Source organism: Lapidilactobacillus mulanensis (assembly GCF_003946215.1).
GTDB classification, from domain to species: domain Bacteria; phylum Bacillota; class Bacilli; order Lactobacillales; family Lactobacillaceae; genus Lapidilactobacillus; species Lapidilactobacillus mulanensis.
In genome coordinates this window covers 115,972-138,883 of record NZ_RHOW01000001.1, presented here as the reverse complement: position 1 = coordinate 138,883, position 22,912 = coordinate 115,972, and the positions used below count along the sequence as shown (strand labels likewise).

General features: G+C 44.6%; 20 protein-coding genes. 12 read left to right on the top strand and 8 right to left on the bottom strand.

Going from position 1 to position 22,912, the window contains the following annotated elements; all coding sequences use genetic code 11:
• Positions 1–85 precede the first annotated feature (85 nt).
• The 3 genes from thiD to EKM67_RS00655 form a co-directional block, all read right to left on the bottom strand.
• Positions 86–898, bottom strand: a complete 813-nt coding sequence (gene thiD / locus EKM67_RS00665; protein WP_125576242.1) for a bifunctional hydroxymethylpyrimidine kinase/phosphomethylpyrimidine kinase — start codon at positions 896–898, stop codon at positions 86–88.
• A 53-nt stretch (positions 899–951) separates the two neighbouring features.
• A complete protein-coding gene (locus tag EKM67_RS00660; protein WP_125576240.1) occupies positions 952–2,004 on the bottom strand; it encodes a sensor histidine kinase in 1,053 nt (350 codons plus the stop codon).
• An 820-nt stretch (positions 2,005–2,824) separates the two neighbouring features.
• Positions 2,825–3,499 carry a response regulator transcription factor gene (locus EKM67_RS00655; protein WP_125576238.1) on the bottom strand — a complete coding sequence of 225 codons (675 nt, stop codon included), beginning with the start codon at positions 3,497–3,499 and terminating at the stop codon, positions 2,825–2,827.
• Between the two features lie 244 nt (positions 3,500–3,743).
• Here EKM67_RS00655 and EKM67_RS00650 point away from each other — a divergent pair, with 244 nt between their 5' ends.
• From EKM67_RS00650 to EKM67_RS00610, 9 genes are all read left to right on the top strand, one after another.
• Complete coding sequence (locus tag EKM67_RS00650) at positions 3,744–4,247, top strand: nucleoside 2-deoxyribosyltransferase (RefSeq protein ID WP_164506517.1); 504 nt, start codon at positions 3,744–3,746, stop codon at positions 4,245–4,247.
• Positions 4,248–4,272: 25 nt separating this feature from the next.
• Positions 4,273–5,046, top strand: a complete 774-nt coding sequence (locus tag EKM67_RS00645; protein ID WP_379894508.1) for an ABC transporter ATP-binding protein — start codon at positions 4,273–4,275, stop codon at positions 5,044–5,046.
• The gene (locus EKM67_RS00640) at positions 5,024–7,084 is read left to right on the top strand and encodes an FtsX-like permease family protein (protein WP_164506516.1); all 2,061 of its coding nucleotides are present in this window, start codon (positions 5,024–5,026) and stop codon (positions 7,082–7,084) included. Before EKM67_RS00645 ends, EKM67_RS00640 begins: the two co-directional genes overlap by 23 nt.
• 65 nt (positions 7,085–7,149) lie before the next feature.
• A complete protein-coding gene (locus EKM67_RS00635) occupies positions 7,150–7,884 on the top strand; it encodes an MBL fold metallo-hydrolase (RefSeq protein WP_125576232.1) in 735 nt (244 codons plus the stop codon).
• Positions 7,885–8,224: 340 nt separating this feature from the next.
• Positions 8,225–8,623 carry a transcriptional regulator SpxA gene (gene spxA / locus EKM67_RS00630; RefSeq protein ID WP_125576230.1) on the top strand — a complete coding sequence of 133 codons (399 nt, stop codon included), beginning with the start codon at positions 8,225–8,227 and terminating at the stop codon, positions 8,621–8,623.
• Between the two features lie 1,033 nt (positions 8,624–9,656).
• On the top strand, positions 9,657–10,355 hold the full coding sequence (locus EKM67_RS00625) for an adaptor protein MecA (RefSeq protein ID WP_125576228.1): 699 nt from the start codon (positions 9,657–9,659) through the stop codon (positions 10,353–10,355).
• Positions 10,356–10,578: 223 nt separating this feature from the next.
• Entirely contained in the window at positions 10,579–11,520 is a 942-nt protein-coding gene (locus EKM67_RS00620; protein WP_164506515.1) for a competence protein CoiA, read from the top strand.
• A gap of 139 nt (positions 11,521–11,659) precedes the next feature.
• Positions 11,660–11,935 (top strand): helix-turn-helix transcriptional regulator, encoded by a 276-nt coding sequence (locus tag EKM67_RS00615; RefSeq protein WP_125576224.1) that lies wholly within the window; start codon positions 11,660–11,662, stop codon positions 11,933–11,935.
• Between the two features lie 84 nt (positions 11,936–12,019).
• Entirely contained in the window at positions 12,020–12,604 is a 585-nt protein-coding gene (locus EKM67_RS00610) for a peptidylprolyl isomerase (protein WP_125576222.1), read from the top strand.
• Positions 12,605–12,751: 147 nt separating this feature from the next.
• On the opposite strand, the gene EKM67_RS00605 is transcribed toward EKM67_RS00610, so the two are convergent.
• From EKM67_RS00605 to EKM67_RS00595, 3 genes are all read right to left on the bottom strand, one after another.
• Positions 12,752–13,096: a DUF2200 domain-containing protein gene (locus EKM67_RS00605; protein ID WP_125576219.1), complete on the bottom strand. Its 345-nt coding sequence runs from the start codon at positions 13,094–13,096 to the stop codon at positions 12,752–12,754.
• A gap of 17 nt (positions 13,097–13,113) precedes the next feature.
• The gene (locus EKM67_RS00600) at positions 13,114–13,491 is read right to left on the bottom strand and encodes an iron chaperone (protein ID WP_125576217.1); all 378 of its coding nucleotides are present in this window, start codon (positions 13,489–13,491) and stop codon (positions 13,114–13,116) included.
• A 102-nt stretch (positions 13,492–13,593) separates the two neighbouring features.
• On the bottom strand, positions 13,594–14,637 hold the full coding sequence (locus EKM67_RS00595) for an Rgg/GadR/MutR family transcriptional regulator (protein WP_125576215.1): 1,044 nt from the start codon (positions 14,635–14,637) through the stop codon (positions 13,594–13,596).
• Positions 14,638–14,753: 116 nt separating this feature from the next.
• Between EKM67_RS00595 and EKM67_RS00590 the strand changes: the two genes are divergently transcribed.
• Positions 14,754–16,334 carry an ATP-binding cassette domain-containing protein gene (locus EKM67_RS00590; protein ID WP_125576213.1) on the top strand — a complete coding sequence of 527 codons (1,581 nt, stop codon included), beginning with the start codon at positions 14,754–14,756 and terminating at the stop codon, positions 16,332–16,334.
• Between the two features lie 41 nt (positions 16,335–16,375).
• Here EKM67_RS00590 and EKM67_RS00585 read toward each other — a convergent pair whose 3' ends face one another.
• Positions 16,376–17,332 (bottom strand): alcohol dehydrogenase catalytic domain-containing protein, encoded by a 957-nt coding sequence (locus EKM67_RS00585; protein WP_125576211.1) that lies wholly within the window; start codon positions 17,330–17,332, stop codon positions 16,376–16,378.
• 1,025 nt (positions 17,333–18,357) lie between these two features.
• Between EKM67_RS00585 and EKM67_RS00580 the strand changes: the two genes are divergently transcribed.
• Positions 18,358–20,994, top strand: a complete 2,637-nt coding sequence (locus EKM67_RS00580; protein ID WP_125576209.1) for a cation-translocating P-type ATPase — start codon at positions 18,358–18,360, stop codon at positions 20,992–20,994.
• A 283-nt stretch (positions 20,995–21,277) separates the two neighbouring features.
• On the top strand, positions 21,278–22,300 hold the full coding sequence (locus EKM67_RS00575) for a polysaccharide deacetylase family protein (protein ID WP_125576207.1): 1,023 nt from the start codon (positions 21,278–21,280) through the stop codon (positions 22,298–22,300).
• Between the two features lie 48 nt (positions 22,301–22,348).
• On the opposite strand, the gene EKM67_RS00570 is transcribed toward EKM67_RS00575, so the two are convergent.
• Positions 22,349–22,810 carry an NUDIX hydrolase gene (locus EKM67_RS00570; protein WP_125576205.1) on the bottom strand — a complete coding sequence of 154 codons (462 nt, stop codon included), beginning with the start codon at positions 22,808–22,810 and terminating at the stop codon, positions 22,349–22,351.
• Between the last annotated feature and the right edge of the window lie 102 nt (positions 22,811–22,912).

The window sequence follows — 22,912 nt, the reverse complement described above, 5'->3', positions numbered from 1 at the left end:
ATGCCGTTCAAGAATGTGCATAAACACTTTAATTATTTGATTGTCCTCTTGACAGGAGCCGAGCCTTACGTTCTTTTATACATCGTTATTCTTCTTCAGTTGGTGCCCAATGATTGATCGGTCCGAATTTATGGCCGACATCTATTGGATTAGCAATAGCTTGATGGACAAATTTCTTAGCAATCTTGATGGCTGTGGCAACGTCGCGCCCCTTGGCAACTTCAGCGGTGATGACGGCGGAAAGCGAATCCCCAGTACCGTTAACGCGGTCGGTGTGCACATAAGGCTCAGTTAGCCAAAAATTATCGCCGTTTTCTAGTAAAACATAGTCGCTGACTACATCTTGATGTTCATTGTCGTGACGACCCTTGATCATCACATTTTTGGCACCGAGTTTTTGTAGCAACTTCGCACTGTCGGCAACTTCTTTTTCGTTTTCCAGCGGTAATTCCGTTAACTTCTGAGCCTCATAGAAATTCGGGGTCAGAACAAAAGCCATCGGTAATAATTTCTCGCGGAAAGTTTCGTAAGCATCTTGCTCCAGCAACATGGAACCATGTTTGGTAATGATTACGGGGTCAACAACTAAGGGGCCAAAATCGACTTTTTGATAATTGTCGGCAACTGTATTAATAACGGCTCGGTTAGCCAACATGCCGGTCTTACTTGCGCGGATGTGAAAATCTTTTGCCAGCGTTTTAAATTGTTGGGTGATGAATTCTTCGGGCATGATTTGAGCGGCTTCGATCTGGTAAGAATTACCGGAAACCGCGGAGGTCAGTAGCCCCATGCCATAAACGCCGCGGCGGAAAAAGCTAAGCATGTCTGCTGGCATACCAGCGCTGCCGTCGGAATCGTTACCGGCAATTGTTAACGCCTGAATATATTCGTTTGTCATAAAAATAACCTCGATTAAAATAAGTATTGGAATAACGAGCGGGTTAAAATTAATTACCGTTTCATTTGTTGCTTACTACCAGGACTGTTATAGTAGCTCAACGTCGGAAAATGGATAATTAGGGTGGTTCCGCGGCCGACAGCAGAAGTTGCGGTCAGTTGATGGCCTAACTTTTCCGTGAGCTTCTGGGCAAGATAGAGGCCCAATCCAGTCGCGTGCGTATCTGCATGCCGCCCATTTTCACCGGTGAAGCCTTTTTCAAAAATTCTGGGTAAATCTGCGGCAGAAATACCGATGCCAGAATCGCTGATCAACAATTGCAGATCATCTGGCGTTGTCTTAACGTCTATCTTGATCGTACCAGAATCGGGCGTGTATTTCAGACTATTGGTGATAATCTGCTGCAGGATAAAACTGAGCCACTTCTGATCGGTGAGCACGGTATAATCTAGATTGCCTTGCACCAACTGAATATGCTTATGAATGAAATAATTCATGTTGTCGCGAATCACCGGATTAATGATCGACTTGAGATCATATTGCTGAATTAAATAATCGTTGGCAAAATTACTTAAGCGCGAATAGTATAACACTTCTTCCACGTAATGGTTGATGCGGTTGACTTCGTTGGTCAGCTGATAATATTTCTCTTCACCAATATCTAATTCTAAATCATCACTGATCAATTGCAACGCGGCAAGTGGCACCTTGATATCATGCACCCAACTATCGATGAATTCGCGCTGATCGTTTTGCTCGGCCACCACATTGTTGAGAACTTGCCGATGTGTCTCGATCAGCGTGTCCCCATATTTTTGAACTTGGCGTTCATTGTTGGCGTGGGCATTTTGCAGCGGGTGGTTGAGAATGTTGTCGGGATCCTTGATTCTCTCGTCGAGCTGATGAAACCAACGTCGGCGATTGAAGTAGAGGATGGCTAGGAAGACGCCGAGCAGCAGGGTCATCAATAAATCTAAGTAGATGAGATTGACGATCGATAATGGATGTGAAGGTTCCAGCCAGATCAGTAGGTTGAGTAAAAATAACCCGATGAACCAAAAGGCAATTTGAGATAAATGATCACGGATAAAATTGCGAAAAGTCATGTTGCGCCTCCTGAATCGATGTGGATGTTTGTGGTTGAGTTAATCTTGAAGGCTTTGTTTACTAGTGGTAGGAGTTTGTTTGGTTCCGTCAGAACGCTCCAGAAAATAGTTGCGCCTCGCTGTGGGGATGACTTCAAGCCTTTTGAAGCCCACAAAAGTCTTGAAGATCACCCTTGTTCTAGCGGGACTTGGGTTTAAGTGGTAACTGAATTATTAGTCAACCCATCTGAGAACATTTAGGAAATAAGTTGGTCCCGCAAGAACAATTTCACTGCGAGGCGCAACTTTTTCTTCCGCGTTCTGACTCATCCTGGCAGCTTTATAGTGGTTACTCCAGTCAACGTCTCGTTCTGTGCGACTGATTTGTACCGCAACCGTTTTTTGTAGAGGACGAAAGGCGGACTTGATTATCACACAAACTTTATTGAGGAACTATTCTGAGTAAAGGCAACAATGTCCATCAAGCTTGAGGAACCCTGTTATTCAGATCCTCGCTTAACCAAAATAAGTTTAGGCAGAAGTTGCGGAAGAAAATAGTGGGATTGCAGTGGTAATTTTGTTAATGAGCGATTTTTGCGAATTTACAAAATGGGAAAATGTGAGATTCGATGGTTTTCCGGAGCTCACATTTTAGGCGGAAGAATTTCCGGTTTTTGGAAATCCTGCAGCCGTCCCCACAGCAACTCCCACTATTTTCTGGAGCAACTTCTGCCGAAGGTAGATTGCTTTTTACGCACTAGAAAGATAATTCAGTTTTTAATTAACTATCCTCTCTACAGCAACTTCCGCCGAAGTAGATAATATTTTCGAACTCAATTCATCAAGGTAAAATATACCCTTGCCCAACTTTCGTCACGATATAATCCTTCAATCCCGCTGCTTCGATTTTGCGGCGCAGACGATTCACGTTGACTGTCAGCGTATTGTCGTCCACGAAACGCTCGTCCTCCCACAACTCACGCAACAAACGATCACGTGAAATAATTTTCCCAGGCGAATGCATCATGAATTGCAATAACTTGTATTCGTTCTTCGACAAATTGATCGCTTGATCACCGACTTGAGCATCGCCATTTTGTAGATTAAGTTTCAGACCATTGTGCTCGAGATAATCGGTGCTGTGTTCATGATAGTCATAGGTACGCCGCAACAAGGCATTGATCTTGGCCAGCAAAACTTCCATCGAAAACGGCTTGTTGACGAAATCGTCGGCGCCCATATTCATCGCCATCACCATATCCATGTTGGTGTTGCGCGAGGAGATAAAAATAATCGGAACTTCGGAGGTGTCGCGGATTTTTTGATTCCAATAAAAACCGTCATACACCGGCAAATTGATGTCCATTAAAACTAAATCCGGTTTTTGTAATGTAAATTCTGTAAAGACTTCGTCGAAATCTTGCACGATATAGGCTTTGAGTTGCCATTTTTCAAGATTATCTGCAATTAGCTTGGCAATTGTCCGGTCATCTTCGACGATCATGATCTTAAACATAGGGAACCTCCTTGAAACAACGTGATTCAATTCTGATTTTATGTTACTGGTTTTAAGCGGAAAACACAAATTTCAGTGGATCGATGCGTGGCTACGACGGCTTAATTCTAGTGACTTGCTGGCCGTCGAAAAAGTATTACACGAAATTTACAAAACTGTTCGCGTTCTGATATTGTATTTTAATCATGAAATAGTATGCTCAGAGTAATAGGAAGTTTATTAAAAAAGAAACCAGGTGAAGTTTGTGGTTAAAGTTTATTTAGCAGGTCCGTTTTTCGATAAGTTTGGGATTGAGGCTCGTCGAGTTGCGCAAGTGAAGGCAATTTTGGAGTGTAATGAGACAGTGGATGCGATTTTCAGCCCGAAAGATGAAGATGTGACCGATCCAATTATCAGTCAGTTAGAATTAATGTCGCCAGAATGGAAAGAGGCAGTTTTTCAGCACGATCTAGATGGCTTGTTGACGGCCGATGCGTTGGTTGTGATTGCCGATTCAGAAACAAATCTGAACGGATCCGATGACGGCACGGCCTTTGAAGTCGGTTATTGGTACGCCATGAATCAATTTAAGCAGCAACAAGATCCAACTTATAAACCAAAGCCAGTTATTTTATTGGCCCAATCGGCAGAGAAATTAAACTTGATGCTTGCTGAAGGTAGCACTTACTTTACCCGCGAATTATTGGATCTACGCCGACTAGATTTCAACGAGGTCCCACTTAGAAAATATGTTGGTGATGTGAATTAATTTTTAAAGAGTGGGGGGTGCTGTAATGAGAATGGTTGAAGTTCAGCAAGTTTTTAAGACGTTTGGGGCGCGGTCCACATTAGTGCGCGCGCTGAATAATTTAAGTTTCAAAATTGAACGCGGCGAATTCGTGGGGATCATGGGACCTTCTGGTGCTGGGAAAACCACATTACTAAATATTGTTTCCACTATCGACAAACCTACGACTGGACGGGTTTATTTGGCAGGCCAAGAAATTACCCAACTGTCTGAGGCTGAGTTGACTATTTTAAGACGCGATCAAATCGGTTTTATTTTTCAGGACTTTAATTTATTATCGGCGCTAACTGTCCGGGAGAATATTATTTTTCCACTGACACTCACGGGTATTGCGACGGCAGAAATTCAAAAGCGCCTGGCACATTTCAGCCAGCAGTTGGAATTAGGGGACTTGTTAGAACGTTATCCCGATGAATTATCGATCGGCCAGAAGCAGCGTGTCTCTGCGGCGCGCGCGTTGATGTCGAAGCCTAAAATTTTGTTTGCGGATGAGCCCACCGGTAGTCTGGATTCTAAGTCCGCAACGGAATTACTGCAGTATTTGGCGACGATCAATTTAGACGACGAAACCACGATCATGATGGTGACCCACGATGCGTTTACAGCGAGTTATTGTAATCGGATCCTGTTCATCAAAGATGGAGCCTTCTATTCGGAAGTTGTGCGTTCGGGTTCGCGCCAGCATTTCTTCAATCAAATTATCGATATGCAAGCTGCCATTGGTGGAGGTGTGCGTCGTGATCGTACAAACCGCATTTAAAAATTTCCACCGTCATATTGCTGGCCGCAGTCTTTATATTGTGGCGATTTCTCTATTGGTCATGGTTTCTTATGCGAGCTTGACGGCCTATACTGACCAACATTTGCAGACGCTGGTGAATTCGAATCCGATGTTGATTTCGTTATTAGTTTTATACGTCGCGATTTTGACCTTTAGTTTGTTGATTATTTTCTATGCTAATCGGTTTTTATTACAGCAACAACATCAAGAAATTGGCGTCCAGATCTTGTCTGGATTATCTCGCGGACAAATTGCCCGCCTTTTTTCATATGAAAATTTATTTGGCGAACTAATCGAGTTAGGCTCTGGCTTGATTTTGGGGATGCTATTCAGTAAATTGTACGGCATGCTTTTACTCCGACTGATGGGAGTCGATGCAGAAATCAATCGCTGGTTTTCTTTGACTGCGTTGTGGGTGACGGCGGTGAGTTTCTTGGCGATTTTCTTGATCGTTGCTTTGATCGATTCGGCGCGCATTTCTCAGCTGAAATTGGTGCAGCTGATTTACGGCCGCCCGAATCGTTCCGCCGAAACACCCCCCACCTTGAACCTACTTCTTTCATGTTTAGGCGTCGGCTTATTAATTGCAAGTTACGTGGCGGTTTTTAAATTAAATTGGTTTCAATCCGTAGAAGACTTGAGGCTCGACCAACCGAGTTCGTTTGCCTTGTATTTTATCGGCGCGAGTTTATTTCTCGGGGTCTGGTTGATGTACCGCAACGTTTTACCAACGGTGTTAGAATGGATGCGTCATCGTTCGTGGGCATTTTCGCGTCGCCATTTGTTGGATTTCGCCGTTGCTGGGCAGAAGTTTCATCAGCATTATCAATCATTGAGCTTGACCACCTTATTCGTGACCGCTTCGATCGTCATGTTGGGGTCTGCAGCGGCGATTTATGCCTTCGAGACCCGTTCACTGCAAGAAGAAGTGCCGATCGATTTGGTGACGGATCGCCAACATCAAGCGAAAGTTTTGCAAGAAATCGACGATGCCGGTGGGAGTGGGAAAGCCCTGACCCATTTTTCAATCAAGATTTCTGCGGCGCAATTACAAGGGCCTAAACATCGTGAGATCATGACGAGCAATACGATTCCGTTAGAAATCATCTCGTTAGCAGATTATCAAAAGGCGCAACGGTATCAAAAAAACTTGCCGCCGCTGAATTTGCAGCGAACGCAGGCAATGTATATTTCCCGTGATTTCTATCTCCAACACGTTTCGGAGCAAGACTTGAAGCAGAACCAAATCGAATTGGCGCAACCACAACTGCCTAAGCTGCAGATCACGGTGCTTTCCCGTTCATATCCACTGGGCGGTTATTTGTTCTTCGACAATTTACTCGTGGTCAGCAATTCGGTTTTCAAAAAGATCGACAGTGTGAACAGCCGCGAGTTAATTGCTTATCAGGTGAAGAACATCCAACCCGCTGGCAAAACCTTGAGCAAACTAGACGAAGAATCATTCAAGGACCAAGCCATGCGCCAGTTGATCTATCATGATGCTAAAAAGCTTAGCGATGTCAAAATGACGATTTTCCAAGGCCAGTCTCAAGATACGCGCGCCGATTATCTTAGTAATACTTATTATGTCCGTGGTCCCGTTCAAACTTTGATCAATCGGTCTTTAGGCATCGCCGTGTTCGTTGTGGGAACGCTAGGGATTTTGACCACGTTTGCCTGGGCAAGTATCTTTTCGCTTCGTCAATTAACGGAAGCACAGGCAGATCGTTACGAATATTTGACGATGAAAAAAATGGGGATCAGCCAACCTGATTTGAATCGGTTCATTGTCGATTATCACCGGTTCGTTTATTTGTTGCCGGTTATTTTTGGCATCATCAACGGGTTGCTGATCATGCATGTGGTCGGCGGTAATCTCGATCATTTACAATTAGGGTTACTTTATATTCTGACCGCCGTGACTTTTGTGATCTATGGTTGTTTCCATATTTTCACCATACGCCGTTATCGACGGATCATCGAACAGCTCAAGCCTTCAGAACAACATGTTAAATAAAAAAGCCGTGGGAGTAGTCAATTGAGTACGAATGACAACTAATAGAAAAGGAGTGTTTCAATCAAATGAAAATTACAGTGTTAGGCTATTATGGCGGTTATCCGACCGCGACTGCAGGGACAACTGGATTCTTGCTAGAAGATGGTGATTATCATTTATTACTTGATTGTGGGAGTGGCGTGTTAAAAGTGCTCCAACAATATTTAGATCCCTTGCAACTGGATTCCACTATTCTTACTCATTATCATCAAGATCATATTGCGGATGTGGGTGTGCTGCAATATTATTGGCAATTACGCCAAGGTGCTCGTAAACAGCCTGTATTGCCGATTTACGGCAATACAGAAGATCCCTTGTACTTTGCCAGTCTCACTTGGCCAAACGCCACAATAGGGCAAGGATACGATCCAGAGGGCACTTTAAAATTAGGCCCCTTCCAAATTACTTTTCAGCGAACGATTCATCCTGTTCCCACGTTTGCAATGCGGATCACCGATCAGAACGGCAAGATTTTGGCTTTCACGGCGGACACGCGCTACTTCCCAGAACTTGCCGAATTTGCGCAAGATGCCGATTTATTGATCACGGACACCAACTTCGATCATACTAAAACCGGCAAGATGTGGCACATGACAGCTGAACAGTCGGGTCACTTGGCTACTCAAGCAAAAGTCAAACAATTATTACTCAGTCATTTGCCGCAACAGATCAATCACCAACAATTGCTGGCAGAAGCAACTCAAAATGTGACAGGTATACCAATTTTATTAGCGAAAACTGGATTAACGATCGAAATTTGATTTTTAATATTCACTGTTAAAAAGTAAGTAAATCCTTTTGCCACCGCGTTTTAAGCTTCATCAACTTCACAAAAAAGTCATAAAGACGTTGAAAAAAATTATTATAATGATAATGAATTCATCAAAGACTCTGAGTACACTTTAAAATAACGGTCGTCATTAAAAAAACTGTTAAATCAATGTTTGTTCTACGACTTTAGACTGATTATTTCATTTTTTGATGAAATTTCTTTTGAAAATGGGTAGAAATTCGTTCAAAAAAACGATATAATATAATTGTGAATTGATTAGAGCGAATCTAATCAACGTTTATAGATTTGTTGGTGAAGGAGCGAATGTTATGGTAAATTTATATACATCTCCAAGTTGCACATCTTGCCGCAAAGCGCGTGCATGGTTAAAGGATCACGATATACCTTTTAAAGAAAGAAATATTTTTTCTGATCCTTTAACGAAAGATGAAATCAAACAAATCTTACGTATGACTGAGGACGGCACCGAGGAAATTATTTCAACTCGTTCAAAGGTATTCCAAGAATTAGGAATTAAGATCGATGATTTGACGATGGATGCATTACTCAATTTAGTTGAGAAGAATCCTGGATTATTGCGTCGTCCGATCATTATGGACGAGAAGCGTCTTCAAGTTGGTTACAATGAAGATGAGATCCGTCGCTTCTTACCACGTGAGGTTCGTGCATTAGAATTGCAACAAGCACAATTGATGGCTGGATTTTAATAAATAATGTATAGATGAAAAGACTGAGGTGAACCTCGGTCTTTTTTTGTCGCTTTTTAAAATGTGTGATTTGATGGAGAAGGCTGCAAATTCTATCAGCGTCTTGAAAAATTCAATCTCCGATTGGGTTTAGTTTGTGTGGTTCCGGCGAAATTTGTGGTGGGAACTGGGAAACTGCTGTGGGGACGGCTGCAGGATTTCCAAGGTACGGAAATTCTTCCGCCTAAAATGTGAGCTCCTGAAAACCGCAGGATCTCACATTTTCCCATTTTGTAAATTCGCAAGGTTCGCTCATTAACAAAATTGCCACTGCAGTCCCAGTTCCCACCACAAATTTCGCCTCGTCTATTCGGGAGAGCTGAAAATAGTTAGCGTTGAATGTTTGATTTACATTTCTATTTCAATCAATATTTTTTAAACGCGTAAAATGAAAATTGGTAATCTAGGTACACGACAAATTTAAAAATAGGCGCAATCTCTCCTCTAAAACACTACGCTGTTAGCTTTTTCAGCCCAATCGGCGCCAATTTTAAAATTTGTCGTGTCGTAATATACCTAAATTTGAAATTCATCACTTTTCTTCTTTAGTTATTCAGAGCAAAGGCTACCTTGATAATCAAACTTCCAGGAACCCATCTATTCAAATCCTACGCCAAATCAAATACGTTTAGGTCGAAAGTGCTGGGGCAGGCAGTCGTGGTAGTGATAACCATGTTGGCGGGATGTTTTTGCCCGCCTTACATGGTGGATCGATTCGAGATTTTGCGGTTTATGCAAAAGCTCAAATCGAAGCTCGGAGCTTTTCCTGCACTTGGAAAAGCGGAGAGCGGTCCCACAAGCCAACGTACTGCATGCCCCAGCACTTTCGACCGCAGGTAGATTGTTTTTATAACTGGTCTAAACGTGTACGATCAACGCCATAAGGAACCTCAATTCTTTGTTTTTTTTAACCGGTTGATGTAGTATACTCAAGAAGAGAAAGTCGGCGTATTTGACGTCGGCTGAATTGGTCTGAAGAAATGAGGTGGACCTGATGGAAATGGAACGAGTCGATGAGAATACGATTCGGGTTGTCTTAGGTAGTGATGATCTGGAAGCGCGCGGCGTGACCATGTTAGATCTGCTCGGCAATCATCAACAAATCGAGAAGTTTTTCTACAGTATTCTGGAAGAAGTCGATGCTGACCATGTCTTCGCGGACAATGATGCAGTGACTTTTCAGGTGATGCCTAGTAAAAAAGGACTAGAATTAATAATTAGTCGGTTAGACGACGATGAAACGACGGACAAAGAATCTTTGACGAATGCAGTCATGAAACGTGCCAAAAGTGCCGCCAAAAATCAGCATCAGCTCAACGACTTGCAGAAAATTTTGCAAGGAACAGACGTCGATGATAGTGACGAAGATGATTTAAGTCGTTATTTGAATGATAAAGATGTTGATGTGCGTGATGTTGTGCTGCAGTTACCTGATTTTGAAGCGATGGTGCAGTTGGCCGACGCTTTGCGGTTAGAGGCTGGGATTTCTAACTTATATCGTTATAAGGGTGCTTATTTTGTCCAACTCGTACTTTTCACCGATGAGATGCGGGAAATGAGTCCTGATGACGCGATCACGATTGCTAACGAATATGGTAGCAAGACGAATGTGACCGCGGAAGTTCTGAGTGAGTACGGTGAAAAAATTATGGATCAAACTGCGCTGGAATTGACTCGTCATTATTTCTTGTAGCTTGGTAGGGATGTTGTTGTGAATTCGGGCTATCGGCTCATTCTGTTTGTAGCGTTAGTGCTGGGTGGCTAAAGACTCCTTCTGCCTAGGCGCTTGTGGGGAGACCCGGTGCTTGATTGAAGACGATGAATGGATGACACATTGCTTTTTTGGATGTGTTATTTTTTTTGCTTTTTTTCGGGGGAAGTTGGGTGGATTGCGTATCTATTATTAGGTGATTAAATTGTATGCGGCACTTAATCTTGAGAATCAGTTGGTTTATGCGAGTCAGGCGATTTCTGGGGATGCTTATTTATGTCCTCGGTGTCAGAAGTCTGTGCAGTTGATCGAATCGGTTGCTGGGAATCGACCTTATTTTCGGCATCTGCAGAAAATTCCGTTCAGACAAACAGAGAGCGAGTTGCATCGGCGGGGTAAGCAGCAACTTCAAACGATTCTTCAACGTGAAAAAGGGGTCGTTGAATCCGAGGTGACGCTTGGTATCGATGAACGGCGCGCGGATGTGTTGTGGTTGACCGAGCGGCAAACGATTGCGCTTGAATTTCAGTGCGCGAATATATCGACGACTGAATTGGCGGAGCGTCACGTTTCTTATCAGCGATTGCAAATCAAAGACATTTGGTTGTTGGGCGAGACTTATTTGACGACGGATCAATATCGGCCCAAGAAAAATGCGTTGAAGTTTATTTGTTATGGTGAAGAATGGGGCTATTATTTGGCATTCTGGTTACCGGATCGAGCGGTGGTTCGGTTATTTAGGCAGCTCGCCTTTCAACCGCCAAAAACTGAGGTGACTTTTCAAGTTGACGATTTACAATTGGCTCAGTTTTTGCAGATTAGTTATCGTGGTACGAGTAATTTGACGGTGTTTCCCAAAGTATGCTTGTCGTTTGATCCTAGCTATTTTTTAGCGCAGCAGTTAAATTTTCAGCAATCGAATTGGTTGTCTTTGCAGACGAGTTGTTATGAACGTGGGTTTTCTTTACAGAGTTTGCCTCAAGAGTTGTGGTTACCTAGTCGGCTTCCGCCACTTTATTTGAGTTGGACGACGCCGCTTCGTCGACAAGTGAGTTGGTATTGTCAGCAAGGTGAACTCGATTGGGTGGATCGTAGTCGAATTTTATTAACGAGCTGTTGGCCGCTGTTGAGCGGAAGGAACGATTGAATTATTGATTGCTTAAGCTATTAGTTTAGGGAAAGGAGTGCAGATTTCGCAATTAAAAATCATATGATAGATTTTTGATCGTAAATCAGATATCATCGAGGTAGATGAAACGTATTATCTCTGAACAGGAGGAATCACGATGACTTGGATTGATCAATATATTGCAGATCGTAGTCAAACAGATCTGGAATTTGCGACAGCGGTGAAGCAAGATAGTCAGCGGTTGGATGCGGCAGTGGCCGTTCGCGGTTTGCGTGAGCAACTTGACTTGTCTCAGCGCCAGTTTGCGGAATTAGTGGGCAAACCACAGTCAACCGTTGCTCGAATTGAAAGTGGTTCAATGAACGCTTCTATGAAGTTGTTGCAGGATATTGCACTCGCGGCTCATCGGCGTTTGCGGATCGAATTTATTTGACGATCCGAAAACAGCAATCGGTCCGAATATCATTGACTCCTTTTTTCTGGTAGAATGATTAAGAAAATACGAGGAGGTACTTCAATGACATTTCCACAATTAGTTGCAGCAACAACTGCCGGTCCTACGGCGACAATCAAGACCAACCATGGTGATATTAAGATCCGTTTATTCCCAGAACAAGCGCCCAAAACTGTTGAGAACTTTGTTGCTTTGGCAAACAAAGGCTATTACAATGGTGTTGTTTTCCACCGGGTCATTCCTGATTTCATGATTCAAGGTGGCGATCCTACTGGAACTGGTGCCGGTGGTGAAAGTAGTTTCGGTGGCGAGTTTGCCGATGAATTCTCCGATCAATTATTTAATTTGAATGGTGCACTGTCGATGGCTAATGCCGGTCCCAATACAAATGGGAGTCAATTTTTCATTGTGACTAATGAAAATGTGCCCGCACAAATGATCGGTCAGATGCAAGCTGCCGGTTATCCAGAAGAAATTATTGCGGATTACAAAAATGGCGGGACACCTTGGCTAGACCATCGTCACTCCGTCTTCGGTCAAGTGATCGAGGGTATGGATGTTGTGAAGGCAATCAGTAAACTGCCTCGCAATTCGCAAGACAAACCCAAAGAAGAGGTTGTAATGACTTCTGTAGAAATCGCAGAATAATTACGGCATTGATTTTAAATAATGTTCAATTCAAAAAAACCTTTTAAGCTAGCATTACGCTAACTCAAAAGGTTTTTTGATTATTCAGATAGTTGTCGAGTTTGTTCAGGGCTCTAGCAATCAAAACTAATCCATATTAATATATGGCTATCTTAATATCTTCGCCATTTGCTTGCCCTTCGCTACTTCGTCGACGAGTTTATCTAGATAACGAATTTGTTGCATTAAGGGTTCGGTAATGTTTTCGACGCGGACGCCACAAATAACACCGGTGATCAGTGGGGCGTTTACGTTGAGGGTCGCTTCGGAAAAAAACGTTTCTAAATCGTTGCCAGAATCGATCTGTGCTTGGAGTGCCTCCTCATTGAAACCGGTCAACCATTCGATCACTTGGTTCAATTCGGCCACGGTATGATCTTTGCGTTCGACTTTTTGGACGTAAAGGGGATAAATATCCGCAAATTTCATGCGATAAAGACGAGTGTTTGTCACGCGCGCCGCCTCCTTAGTTAACCCCAGAAAGTTTCAACGTCTTGTTTATCATCGATGTTGAATTGGACTAGTTTACGTAATAAATCATAGTCGATCTCGGCTGTCCAAGGGATCTGGAAGAGTTTTTTGGTGTTTTTGTAACCGGTGGCGTTGATCGCCGGCAAGAATTTCGTGAGCGCCTTATCTTCGACGGCCACGGCAATGTGCGGCTTGGCCACGCTGTAACTGATAATAAATGTGCCGTGGTCAGTTAGCATCGGCTGGTTCCAGGCCATTCGTAATTTTAAGTTGGGAAATTCGGTCAGTGTCCAGTCGATCAATCCGGCGAGTTTAGCGGCGTGTTCCACATCCGGAATTGCATCGAGGAATTCTTTTAGCGTGCTGTATTTAGGCATAGACAGGCTCCTTAGAATTTTTCAAAAGTAGTCGAATTAGGTTTCCGCCTGAATTATACCCAATGGTGAGGACTCAGTTCAATTAAAAGCACACGGTAAACCTTAGTTGATAAAAACGCCGACCGTTTCCCAATCGTGATCGGCGGTATGGGCGTGGATGAATTCGAGGCGATCTTTGAAATTCTTTTCTAAATCGGCCAATTCTAAGAAGCGCACGACGGTTAAAACTTGTTGGCAATCCCGCTCGCCGTCTTCTTCTAAGCCGGTTCTGAGTCGCAACCAACCCCGATCAAATAAGTAAGAAATGTTATGTTCGGAATTGAGACTGGCTTGTAAATGTTCGTGATAAATCGATAAGTAGTATTTGGCTAGCTCGTAATTTTGGCGGCCCATTTCGATATTGAATTGGTTCTCGATCATGCGGAATAATAGATCGCGCTCGGAACGAAAGCCCAGATATTTCTGACCACGCGCCTGCACCAACTTAAATAAATTCAAGGACTCTTCATCAGTCATTCCGACAGAAAAACCGGTGAATAAATAGAGATCAAATTCGTTCCAGTCGTCTAATTGATACAGGTATTTGATGAGTGCTTGCGTATATTGTGGCTGGGGTAACGCGAAGTGGCCGTCTTGAATGTCTAAAACAAATTGGCGCATCATCTGCCAGAACGGCAGGCTAAATTGAACGATTTGATCATCTGAATTTTCTGCGTTGTGGCGGGCTGCGTCGATATAGGCTTGAAAGGCATGATTGACTTGCTCACTTTTGCCGCCGCTGGCAGATAGAGTCACGCCGTTGCCGATGTCGATCCAGCGCATCAACAGCTTTGCCATGCTGGGGTAGCCATTCATGTCGAATTGATCCGTCGGGGTTAAATAACGATAGGTGAATTCTTCGGGTGTGGTCCAAAGACGGTCTAATAAATGAGCAAATTTTTTCAGCGTTAAGTCGGCCTTGCCATTCTCAAATTTGGACAGTGCGGCCGCCGAAAGCTGTTCATCTGCCACCTCCGCTAATTTAAGACCCTTGCTGAGGCGAATTTTTTTCGCGGTCTCTCCGAAATTTTGGGCCGCGTTTTCTGGAGCAGTTGCATTTTTTTGATCAGATGAATTCATGGCGCCGATTTGAATTGATCCAGGCATAATCGTTCCTCTTTTCGTATACGAAAATATTCATTAACTAAATTTTAGCCCGACTATACTTAAATTACAACTTAAAACGATCGACACCTAAAGTCGATCCAGTGGGAGTGAAGGACATGATTATTTGGAAGTATGGTAATAAGTTACAAATTTTGTTATTGATGTTTTTAGATATTTTCGTTGCGGCACAGATGGTTTTCTTGGCGTTGATGCTCAGTGAGTTCATTGCGGCTGGAACTGCAGGGGATATGGATCGATTTTTGCGGGTAGCGTTGATTGCGGTCGGTGGCTTCACACTGATTTCTGTAATCAATTGGGTGCACGCCACAGTTCGCAATTTGGTCGTGCAAACGGTGAACTTGCGGATCAAAACGATCATGACCACACAAATTGTCGACCGTGATCCGCTACCTGATAATAATGGCACGACGATTTCGTTTATGACCAATGACTTGAAGTTGTTGGAAACGAACGGCGTGATGAGCGAGTTGGATTTGCTCGAAGATGGGTTGACGGCAATTTTTGCGATTGCTGGGGGAATTTGGTTCGATTGGCTGACCACGTTGGTTTTTGTGGCTGGTTCGTTATTTCCCGTGCTGATTTCGGGTGCCGCGCAGAAGCCAATCGATAAAAGTTCCGAAGCTTGGACAAAACAAAACGCCCACTACACCAGTTGGCTCAAGGATATTTTATCCGGCTTAGATACCGTGCGGACTTATCAGGCGAATGCAATCGCCAAAGAGCGTATGACAGCGGCAAGTTCGGAGCTAGAAGGCAGTCTGAAAAAAATGGACACGCTGGTCGATCATATTCAAGTGGCGATGCAATATCTAGGACTAACGATCGGATTATTGTTGCCGTTTGGCGTCGGCATCGCGCGAATCATTACCGGCGCATTGACCGTCGCCGGTTTCATCGGCGTCGTGCAACTTTCGAATTCGATCACGAACCCGTTGCTTGACGGACTGGGTGCCATCAACAAACGGAATACGACTCGCCAGATTTTAAAGCGGATCGATAAAGCAGCTGCCGCGCAAGCAGATCAGCGTGCGGCGCAAGAGCTGGGAATTTTCCATGATTTAAAATTGGCGGGCGTGCAATTAACACGTGGTGAAAAAACAATCGTCTCTGATTTGAACTTAGCAATTGAACGAGGTCAACATATCTTGTTAAAAGCACCCTCCGGTTTCGGCAAAACGACTATTCTATACGCGTTGCAAGGTGAGGTACCGCTGGCAAATGGCAACTATTTAATTAACGACCAGAACATGTTGACGATGCCGCAGACGCAGTTGATTCAGAACTTTAGTTTGATCAAACAAACGCCGTTCATGTTTGCGGATACCTTACGTTTCAATTTAACGTTAGGCGGTCAATTTGCCGATGCGGAAATAAATACGGCAGCCAAGCGCGCACATTTAGACGCGTTGGTTGCCGAAAAAGGTTGGGATTATCAAGTCGGCGAATCTGGGCATAATTTATCTGGCGGACAGATTCAACGCGTCGAGATCGCCCGTGCGTTTTTGCATCAGCGGCCAGTTTTATTGGCGGATGAGGCCACTTCGGCACTGGGCGAAAAGTTGGCCGATGAGATTCATCAAGAATTCTTCGCGCCGGGCCAAACGGTGATCGAAGTCGCCCACCACATCAGTCCAGAGTGGGAAGCAAAGTTCGACCAGGTGATCACACTCGGCTAATAAATAGACATCGGCATAAAAGCTGCCGGTGTCTATTTTGCTTATGGTAAGACAACAACTTTACCAAAACTGTGGTCGCTGTCTAAAAAGGCTTGAGCATCGCCGGTGTGTGCCAAATCGAAAGTTTTCGTTGGCGCAATATCTAGGTGATGCATTTCAATTAATTGCAGTAAATCGTTGAATTTTTCCTCGGTGATGCTATCAGAACTAAAGCCGGTCAGGTAAGCACCGGCAGGAATCGCGCTGATGGGATCGAAATCGTCGACGCTCCAGACGCCACCAAGCTCGCCGGTGACACAGACAATGCCGCTTGGTTTAACGACACTCAGAGAATTGATCATCGTTAATGGCCCGATCAATTCCAGAATTTTATCGAAGCGTTGGTCGCCAACTTGCAATTCGTTAGCTTTGTCTTCAAACACGCCGTCAAAACCGACCGCCTTAAGTTGATCGCTTTTGGCAAGATCACGAGTCGTGCCATAAACTTTCACGCTAGGATCGATTGCCTTAGCAAGTTTGGCCGCAGCAACACCAACACCACTCGTGGCGCCACGAATCAATAGCATGTCATTTTTTTGTAATTTTAAATTTAAAAGCGAACCGTACGCCGTGAAGTAAGTTTCGGGAACGGCCGCTAATTCTGGCCAGCTTAAATGTGTGGTGACCGGATAAATGTTGTTGTTAGGAATCAGCGCGTATTCTGCATAGCTGCCGTCAAACGCGCGACCCATGCCACCCATCAACGTGGCGACTGTCTGACCCTTAGGTAAATGCTTGGTATCTGAAGTGGCCGCAATTTCGCCGACGCCCTCGATTCCCAAGATGCGCGGGAGCTTGACTGAAGGTGACCAACCATTGCGGGTGAAAATTTCAGAACGATTGATCCCAAATCCCTTGATCTTAATGAGCGACCAGCCTGGTTTGATTTCAGGTGTGGCGACGTCCTTGTATTCAAGAACGCTAGCATCGCCTGGCTTGGTTAAAACGACTGCTTTCATGTGATGATCTCCTCTAATTGATTCGTTAATTAAATCTCTTTGTCTGAAATATTAAATTACTTGTGGTAAGGACAGCTTGAATTTGCGGAAGAGAATGAACAGCTCACTTGTGGGGACGGCTCCAGGATTTTGGGAGCCCGCCAAAATTCTTCCGCCTAAATTTGGAGCTCTTGCCAAAACCGCAAGATCTCCGAATTTCCCATGCTCTAAGCGACGATGGTTCTGTCGCTAAGAGCATTATCACAGTGTGCTGTTCATTCTCTTCCGCAAATTCTGCTGGTCTATTTTAGTAAACAGATTTGAATTCTGAACTGGTCTTTCTCCCGTACCAAGCTTTTATGAGCAACATAAATATTTAGTGGCAAAATATTCAACGTGATCATATTTCCCACAACAAAGCAATCGAAGAAGAAATAAAATCCCTCCACTCAAACCCAGTTCTTCCCAGTTCACCACTAAACTAATTCCAGTTTAGGTCGCGGCTGCGTGGGGCAAGTGACGACACTGTGAAACTGCTGTTGCGACAGGGCCATCGTCGCTTACAGCAGGGGCGCATTTCGAGATTTTTCTCAGGAGCGGGTTTTGCGACTGAGGAAAAGCTCGAAATCGAGGTGGAAGAATTTTCCCAGAGTGTGGCGCAACATGGGTTGAAATCAACAGCTAAGACGTCAAGACACAAGAATTGGGCTTCATTCTTCGTGGCTTGATCTCTTAGATGCTGATTTCAATGTTGCAGAACACGTTTCGGGGGAAATCCTGGAACCGTCCCCACAGTAGTCAGTCACTTGCCCCACGCAGCCGAGACCGAAGGTAGCTCGGTCATAATCCGTAAGTTATTGGCGTTCTTTTTCGCATTTATCATAGCACAGGGAATGGCGGGTTGCTATGATCAAGGATATGCCAATACATCTTTCATGCGATAACGAGTGTTTTGATTGAGCGGCAACGCTATTCCACCGTATAATTTAGAGTATCAGAGGGGTTTCAAAGTAGATGAGAAGTGAAAATCAGGAAGGCTGGCGAAAATGGCAGATCAGGAAAAACAATCGACGGAACAAATATTAACGGAACTACATACCAACGCGACGGAGGGACTTACAAGCGAGGGGGTAACGGCTGCTCGTGAGAAATCCGGCAGCAATGAATTGATCGCGCGGAAACGGGCCAATATTTTCGTGCGGATTTTGCGCCACTTGAAGAATATTACGTCGCTGGTTTTAATTTTTGCGGTAATTTTATCGGCCTATTTAACGCTAACCGGTGAGGGCACCTGGACGAAAACAATTGTGATCTCGTGCATCGTTGTGCTCAATGTTGGGATCAGTTTATTTCAAGAGGGTCGCGCGGAAAAGGCAATTGCCAGCTTGCAGTCGATGACGACGCAAACGGTAGATGTCCTGCGCGATAATGAGCGCCAACAAATCGACGCCCACGAATTAGTTCCCGGCGATATCATGTTGGTTAAGGCGGGCAATACGGTTGCCGCCGACGCGCAATTATTAGAGTCGACTGATTTGTTGGTTGAGGAAGCTGTGTTGACTGGAGAAAGTGAGCCGGTCGAAAAAACGAGCAAGTCTGTCGAAGACGCGCAACTACAACGGATTTTCTCAGGGACTTCGATTATTCAAGGCACCGCAAAAGCAGTGGTCACGGAAACGGGTATGACGACTGAAATGGGTAAAATCGCCGGGATGCTCAATGAAACGGTGCGCCAAGAAACGCCACTGGCTAAACGTTTGAACTCGCTGGGATTGCGTTTGTCGGTAATTGCGGTGCTGGGTGGGATCATCTCGATTCTGATGTCGACGCTCATGTACGGTGATTCTTGGGCGAGCAGCGTCATGATCGGGATCGGTTTGGCAATCGCGGCGGTGCCAGAATCATTACCAGTCATTGTGACGCTGAGTTTGGCTTACGGTGTGCGGCAAATGGCGAAACGCAATGCCATCGTGCGGCAGATCACTGCCGTTGAAACCATCGGCAATGTCACGGTGATTGCGTCCGATAAAACCGGAACGTTGACCCAAAATAAAATGACCGTCACGCGATTTTGGACGAGCAAAGGTAAGCTACTTAAAACGGACTCCGATCAAATTTCGACGCTCAAATCTTCGGACAAGTTCGCCTTATGGTCATTGGCATCGACGGCCGAATTAACCGCGGATGAGCAGCAGGATGTGGGTAGTCCCACGGAGTTGGCAATTTTACGGTTCATCGAAAAACTTGGCGTGACTAACGAACAAAGTTTAGAAAAGTATCCGCAAGTGGATGAAGATCCATTTAATTCTGAGAAAAAATCGATGTCGACGCTCCACACTTATCAAGATAAGTATATTGGCGTTGTGAAGGGTGCGTTTGATAAATTATCTTTCGCGGACAGCGAAGTCCAGCAGCGTTTAACGGAAGGTCATGATCAATTAGCGGCCGATGGATTGCGGGTGCTGGCTGGCGGCTATCAAATTTTCGACGAAGATCCCGGTGAAGATTGGGCAGAAAAAATGACCGCGCTAGAATCGATCGGCTTGGTCGGAATTCAAGATCCACCGCGGGCGGAAGTGCCAGCTGCAATCAAGAAGGCACATCGCGCCGGAATTCGCACGGTCATGATCACGGGTGACCACGTTGAAACCGCGCGGACGATCGCAACGGAGATCGGTATTTTACAAAATGATGAATTGGTTGTTTCAGGCGGTGAGTTGGCGACGATGTCCGATCCCGAACTGCTAAAAATTCTCGATCGCGTGCGCGTTTTCGCACGGACAACGCCTAGTGATAAATTGCGGATCGTTAAATTGTGGCAAGAGCAAGGTGAAGTCGTGGCGATGACCGGCGATGGTGTGAATGACGCGCCCGCGTTGAAGGCAGCCGATGTGGGAATCGCGATGGGAATCACCGGGACGGATGTTTCTAAAAATGCGGCGGATATGATTTTAGTGGACGATAATTTTGCCACGATCATCGAAGCCGTTCGTCAAGGCCGTACCGTTTATCAAAATATTTTAAAAGCGGTCGAATTTTTAGTTTCAGTCAACTTCTCACAAATATTCACACTTTTATTATCGGTCTTGATCGGTTGGGGGGCGCCATTATCCGCCGAGCAAATGTTGATCATCAATATTCTAGCCGATGGTATTCCTGGCTTCTTCTTGAGTCAAGAGCCGGCGGAACCGGGCATCATGAATTTAGCGCCGATCAAACGAAGCGTCGGTATTTGGCAAATGGGTCTGGGAAAACGTGTTGCGGTGCGCACGACTACTTATGTGTTGCTGATCATGAGCGTGTATGCGATCGGCCGCTTCGGGATCGGGGATAATAACGCAACGATCGGGATGTCGATGTTATTCTTCGTTCTCGCCATCGGTTCAGTGCTCGATATTTTTCCGATCAAATCACGTCAACCGGTTAGCCGTCGTACTTTTACGATCAACAAAGCCTTAACTATTAGTATTCTCGGAACGATTGCCGTCTTATTCATCGTCGGATTAACCCCGAGTCTGGCGCGGATCTTCGGCGTGGCCATGCTGCCCCCCAGCAGTTGGTTAGTGATTCTGGTCAGCGTTTTGATTCCCATGTCCGTGGTCGAAATTTACAAACGCATTCAACATCGCGGTGAATTACAGGATTGGGTCCGTGAAACGGACGATTTACTCGAAGCTGGTTAAAAAAGAATGCTAAAAATAAATTAAATTAGCTCAATAAACCTGATTTTTCCAAACATTAAGGTCAAAATCGGTCACATCTGACCGATTCTGATTCTTTTTTTTTGTGGAAATAAATTTTCCGGAATAATTACAAAAACAACACATTTACATTGCAATTATGTTACAATCTAGTTGTGAAAGCGACTAACTATTTGGCAACTATGCCATTCAAAGTAGGTCGATCAGCGATTGCAAGGGCAGCACAATATATCGTTTCTAATCGCTGAGAAATGGGGAGACTACGGTGAAAAGAGTTAAGTTATTGTTGGCAGGCGCGTTATTTAGCGTGGGTTTGATGGGATTGTCGACAGGCTGCTTCAATCGAACGGCGCAGGGTAATATTTACGTCAAGCAAGAGAAAACAAAGTCGAGTGACCACAAAGATGCAACCAAGGCCGACTCTTCAAAAAAGAGCCATAAAAGTTCGATCGCCGTTTCGAGCAGCTCTCAGACCTCACAAAGTTCTTCGAGCGAGAGTTCGACCAGTGTTTCTAGTCACATTAGCAGCCAAGCCAGCGCGACTTCAACGGTTGTGGTCACGCCGCCACCGACTATTTCTGTCCAAAGTGGCACGAACCATATCGCATCGGCTAATTCGTATGCTTATTCAGCAGCAACGGTTCACACCGAGATGACCGGCACACCAACAACGATCAATCATAAGGTGGTTTTTCTCACGTTCGATGATGGCGTCAACACTAGCATGACGCCGAGAGTCCTTTCTGTGCTACAAAAATACGGCGTGCACGCCACTTTTTTCATCGTCGGAAATACGATCAATCCAACGACGGCACCGGTGTTACGGCAAGAGTATGATAGCGGTCATGGCATTGCGATTCATAGTTTCACCCACCAGTATCATTTCAACGCACCCGGAAATTCCGGTGCGGCCTTGCAAGAGTATCAGCAAACATTGGCGGCTATGAAAAATGTTCTCGGCGCTAATTTCGATTCGAAAGTCTGGCGTTATCCAGGTGGACACATGTCGTGGCGCGGATTGGCCGATTCTGACGCGAAATTAAACGCGCAAGGCATTACCTGGATGGATTGGAACGCAGCAGTTGGCGACGCATTAGGTTCATCCGGGCCGAAAACCGCGCAGGCAATGTTGCAATATCACGCCGCTTCGATCACCGCCTTCCCACAGTCGAACGTGGAAGTTGTGTTGATCCATGATGCGGTCGGCAAGGAATTATCGTTGGCAATTTTGCCACAAATCATCCAATACTATCAACAACGTCAATATCAATTTGGCATTCTATCCTAAAAATCGAAAACACCATCAAGTGAGATCATCTCATTTGATGGTGTTTTTTTATGATTTGGTTGATTGAATTGTTTTGACAAGATCGATCATCTTTTGATTTTGCGCAAAATACATTGGTGGTGTGTGATCGAGATCGAACCATTTTGTCGAAAGTGTTTCGTCAGTCCCATGAGTTAGTGGAGAACCGCCAATTTGCTGGACTTCGAATAAATTACCGATCACTTGAGCTTGATCGCCATTTGGGTATTCAAAAAAATCATGATCAAAATAGCCGACAAATTTTCCGACTTTGACTTTAACGCCGGAGTCTTCTTCAAATTCACGCGCGCAAGTTTCTGCTAAAGTTTCGCCATATTCCATAAAACCGCCAGGAATTCCCCAACCATATGTGTCGGCGCGTTCCTGTAATAAAATCTGATTTTGATCGTTAAGTAAGTAACCGCCGACAGCAACTAGAATGATGGGTTTGTGACCAACGAGCGTACGTATTTCTTTAATATAATTTGCCATAGGAACCTCCCTGTTTTTGATTTCATGATAACAATAACATAATACGGGATATATTGATCTACCTGCGGTTAAAAGTGCTGGGGTAAGCAGGTCTGTGACTGT

Bases quoted from the DNA above. Each gene is read 5' to 3' on its own strand.
- EKM67_RS00585 (WP_125576211.1), bottom strand. From the start codon at position 17,332: ATGAAAGCAGTCGTTTTAACCAAGCCAGGCGATGCTAGCGTTCTTGAA.
- EKM67_RS00645 (WP_379894508.1), top strand. From the start codon at position 4,273: ATGAGAATGGTTGAAGTTCAGCAAGTTTTTAAGACGTTTGGGGCGCGG.
- EKM67_RS00580 (WP_125576209.1), top strand. From the start codon at position 18,358: ATGGCAGATCAGGAAAAACAATCGACGGAACAAATATTAACGGAACTA.
- EKM67_RS00655 (WP_125576238.1), bottom strand. From the start codon at position 3,499: ATGTTTAAGATCATGATCGTCGAAGATGACCGGACAATTGCCAAGCTA.
- EKM67_RS00590 (WP_125576213.1), top strand. From the start codon at position 14,754: ATGATTATTTGGAAGTATGGTAATAAGTTACAAATTTTGTTATTGATG.
- EKM67_RS00610 (WP_125576222.1), top strand. From the start codon at position 12,020: ATGACATTTCCACAATTAGTTGCAGCAACAACTGCCGGTCCTACGGCG.
- EKM67_RS00600 (WP_125576217.1), bottom strand. From the start codon at position 13,491: ATGCCTAAATACAGCACGCTAAAAGAATTCCTCGATGCAATTCCGGAT.
- EKM67_RS00635 (WP_125576232.1), top strand. From the start codon at position 7,150: ATGAAAATTACAGTGTTAGGCTATTATGGCGGTTATCCGACCGCGACT.
- EKM67_RS00595 (WP_125576215.1), bottom strand. From the start codon at position 14,637: ATGCCTGGATCAATTCAAATCGGCGCCATGAATTCATCTGATCAAAAA.
- spxA (WP_125576230.1), top strand. From the start codon at position 8,225: ATGGTAAATTTATATACATCTCCAAGTTGCACATCTTGCCGCAAAGCG.
- EKM67_RS00570 (WP_125576205.1), bottom strand. From the start codon at position 22,810: ATGGCAAATTATATTAAAGAAATACGTACGCTCGTTGGTCACAAACCC.
- EKM67_RS00615 (WP_125576224.1), top strand. From the start codon at position 11,660: ATGACTTGGATTGATCAATATATTGCAGATCGTAGTCAAACAGATCTG.
- thiD (WP_125576242.1), bottom strand. From the start codon at position 898: ATGACAAACGAATATATTCAGGCGTTAACAATTGCCGGTAACGATTCC.
- EKM67_RS00660 (WP_125576240.1), bottom strand. From the start codon at position 2,004: ATGACTTTTCGCAATTTTATCCGTGATCATTTATCTCAAATTGCCTTT.
- EKM67_RS00625 (WP_125576228.1), top strand. From the start codon at position 9,657: ATGGAAATGGAACGAGTCGATGAGAATACGATTCGGGTTGTCTTAGGT.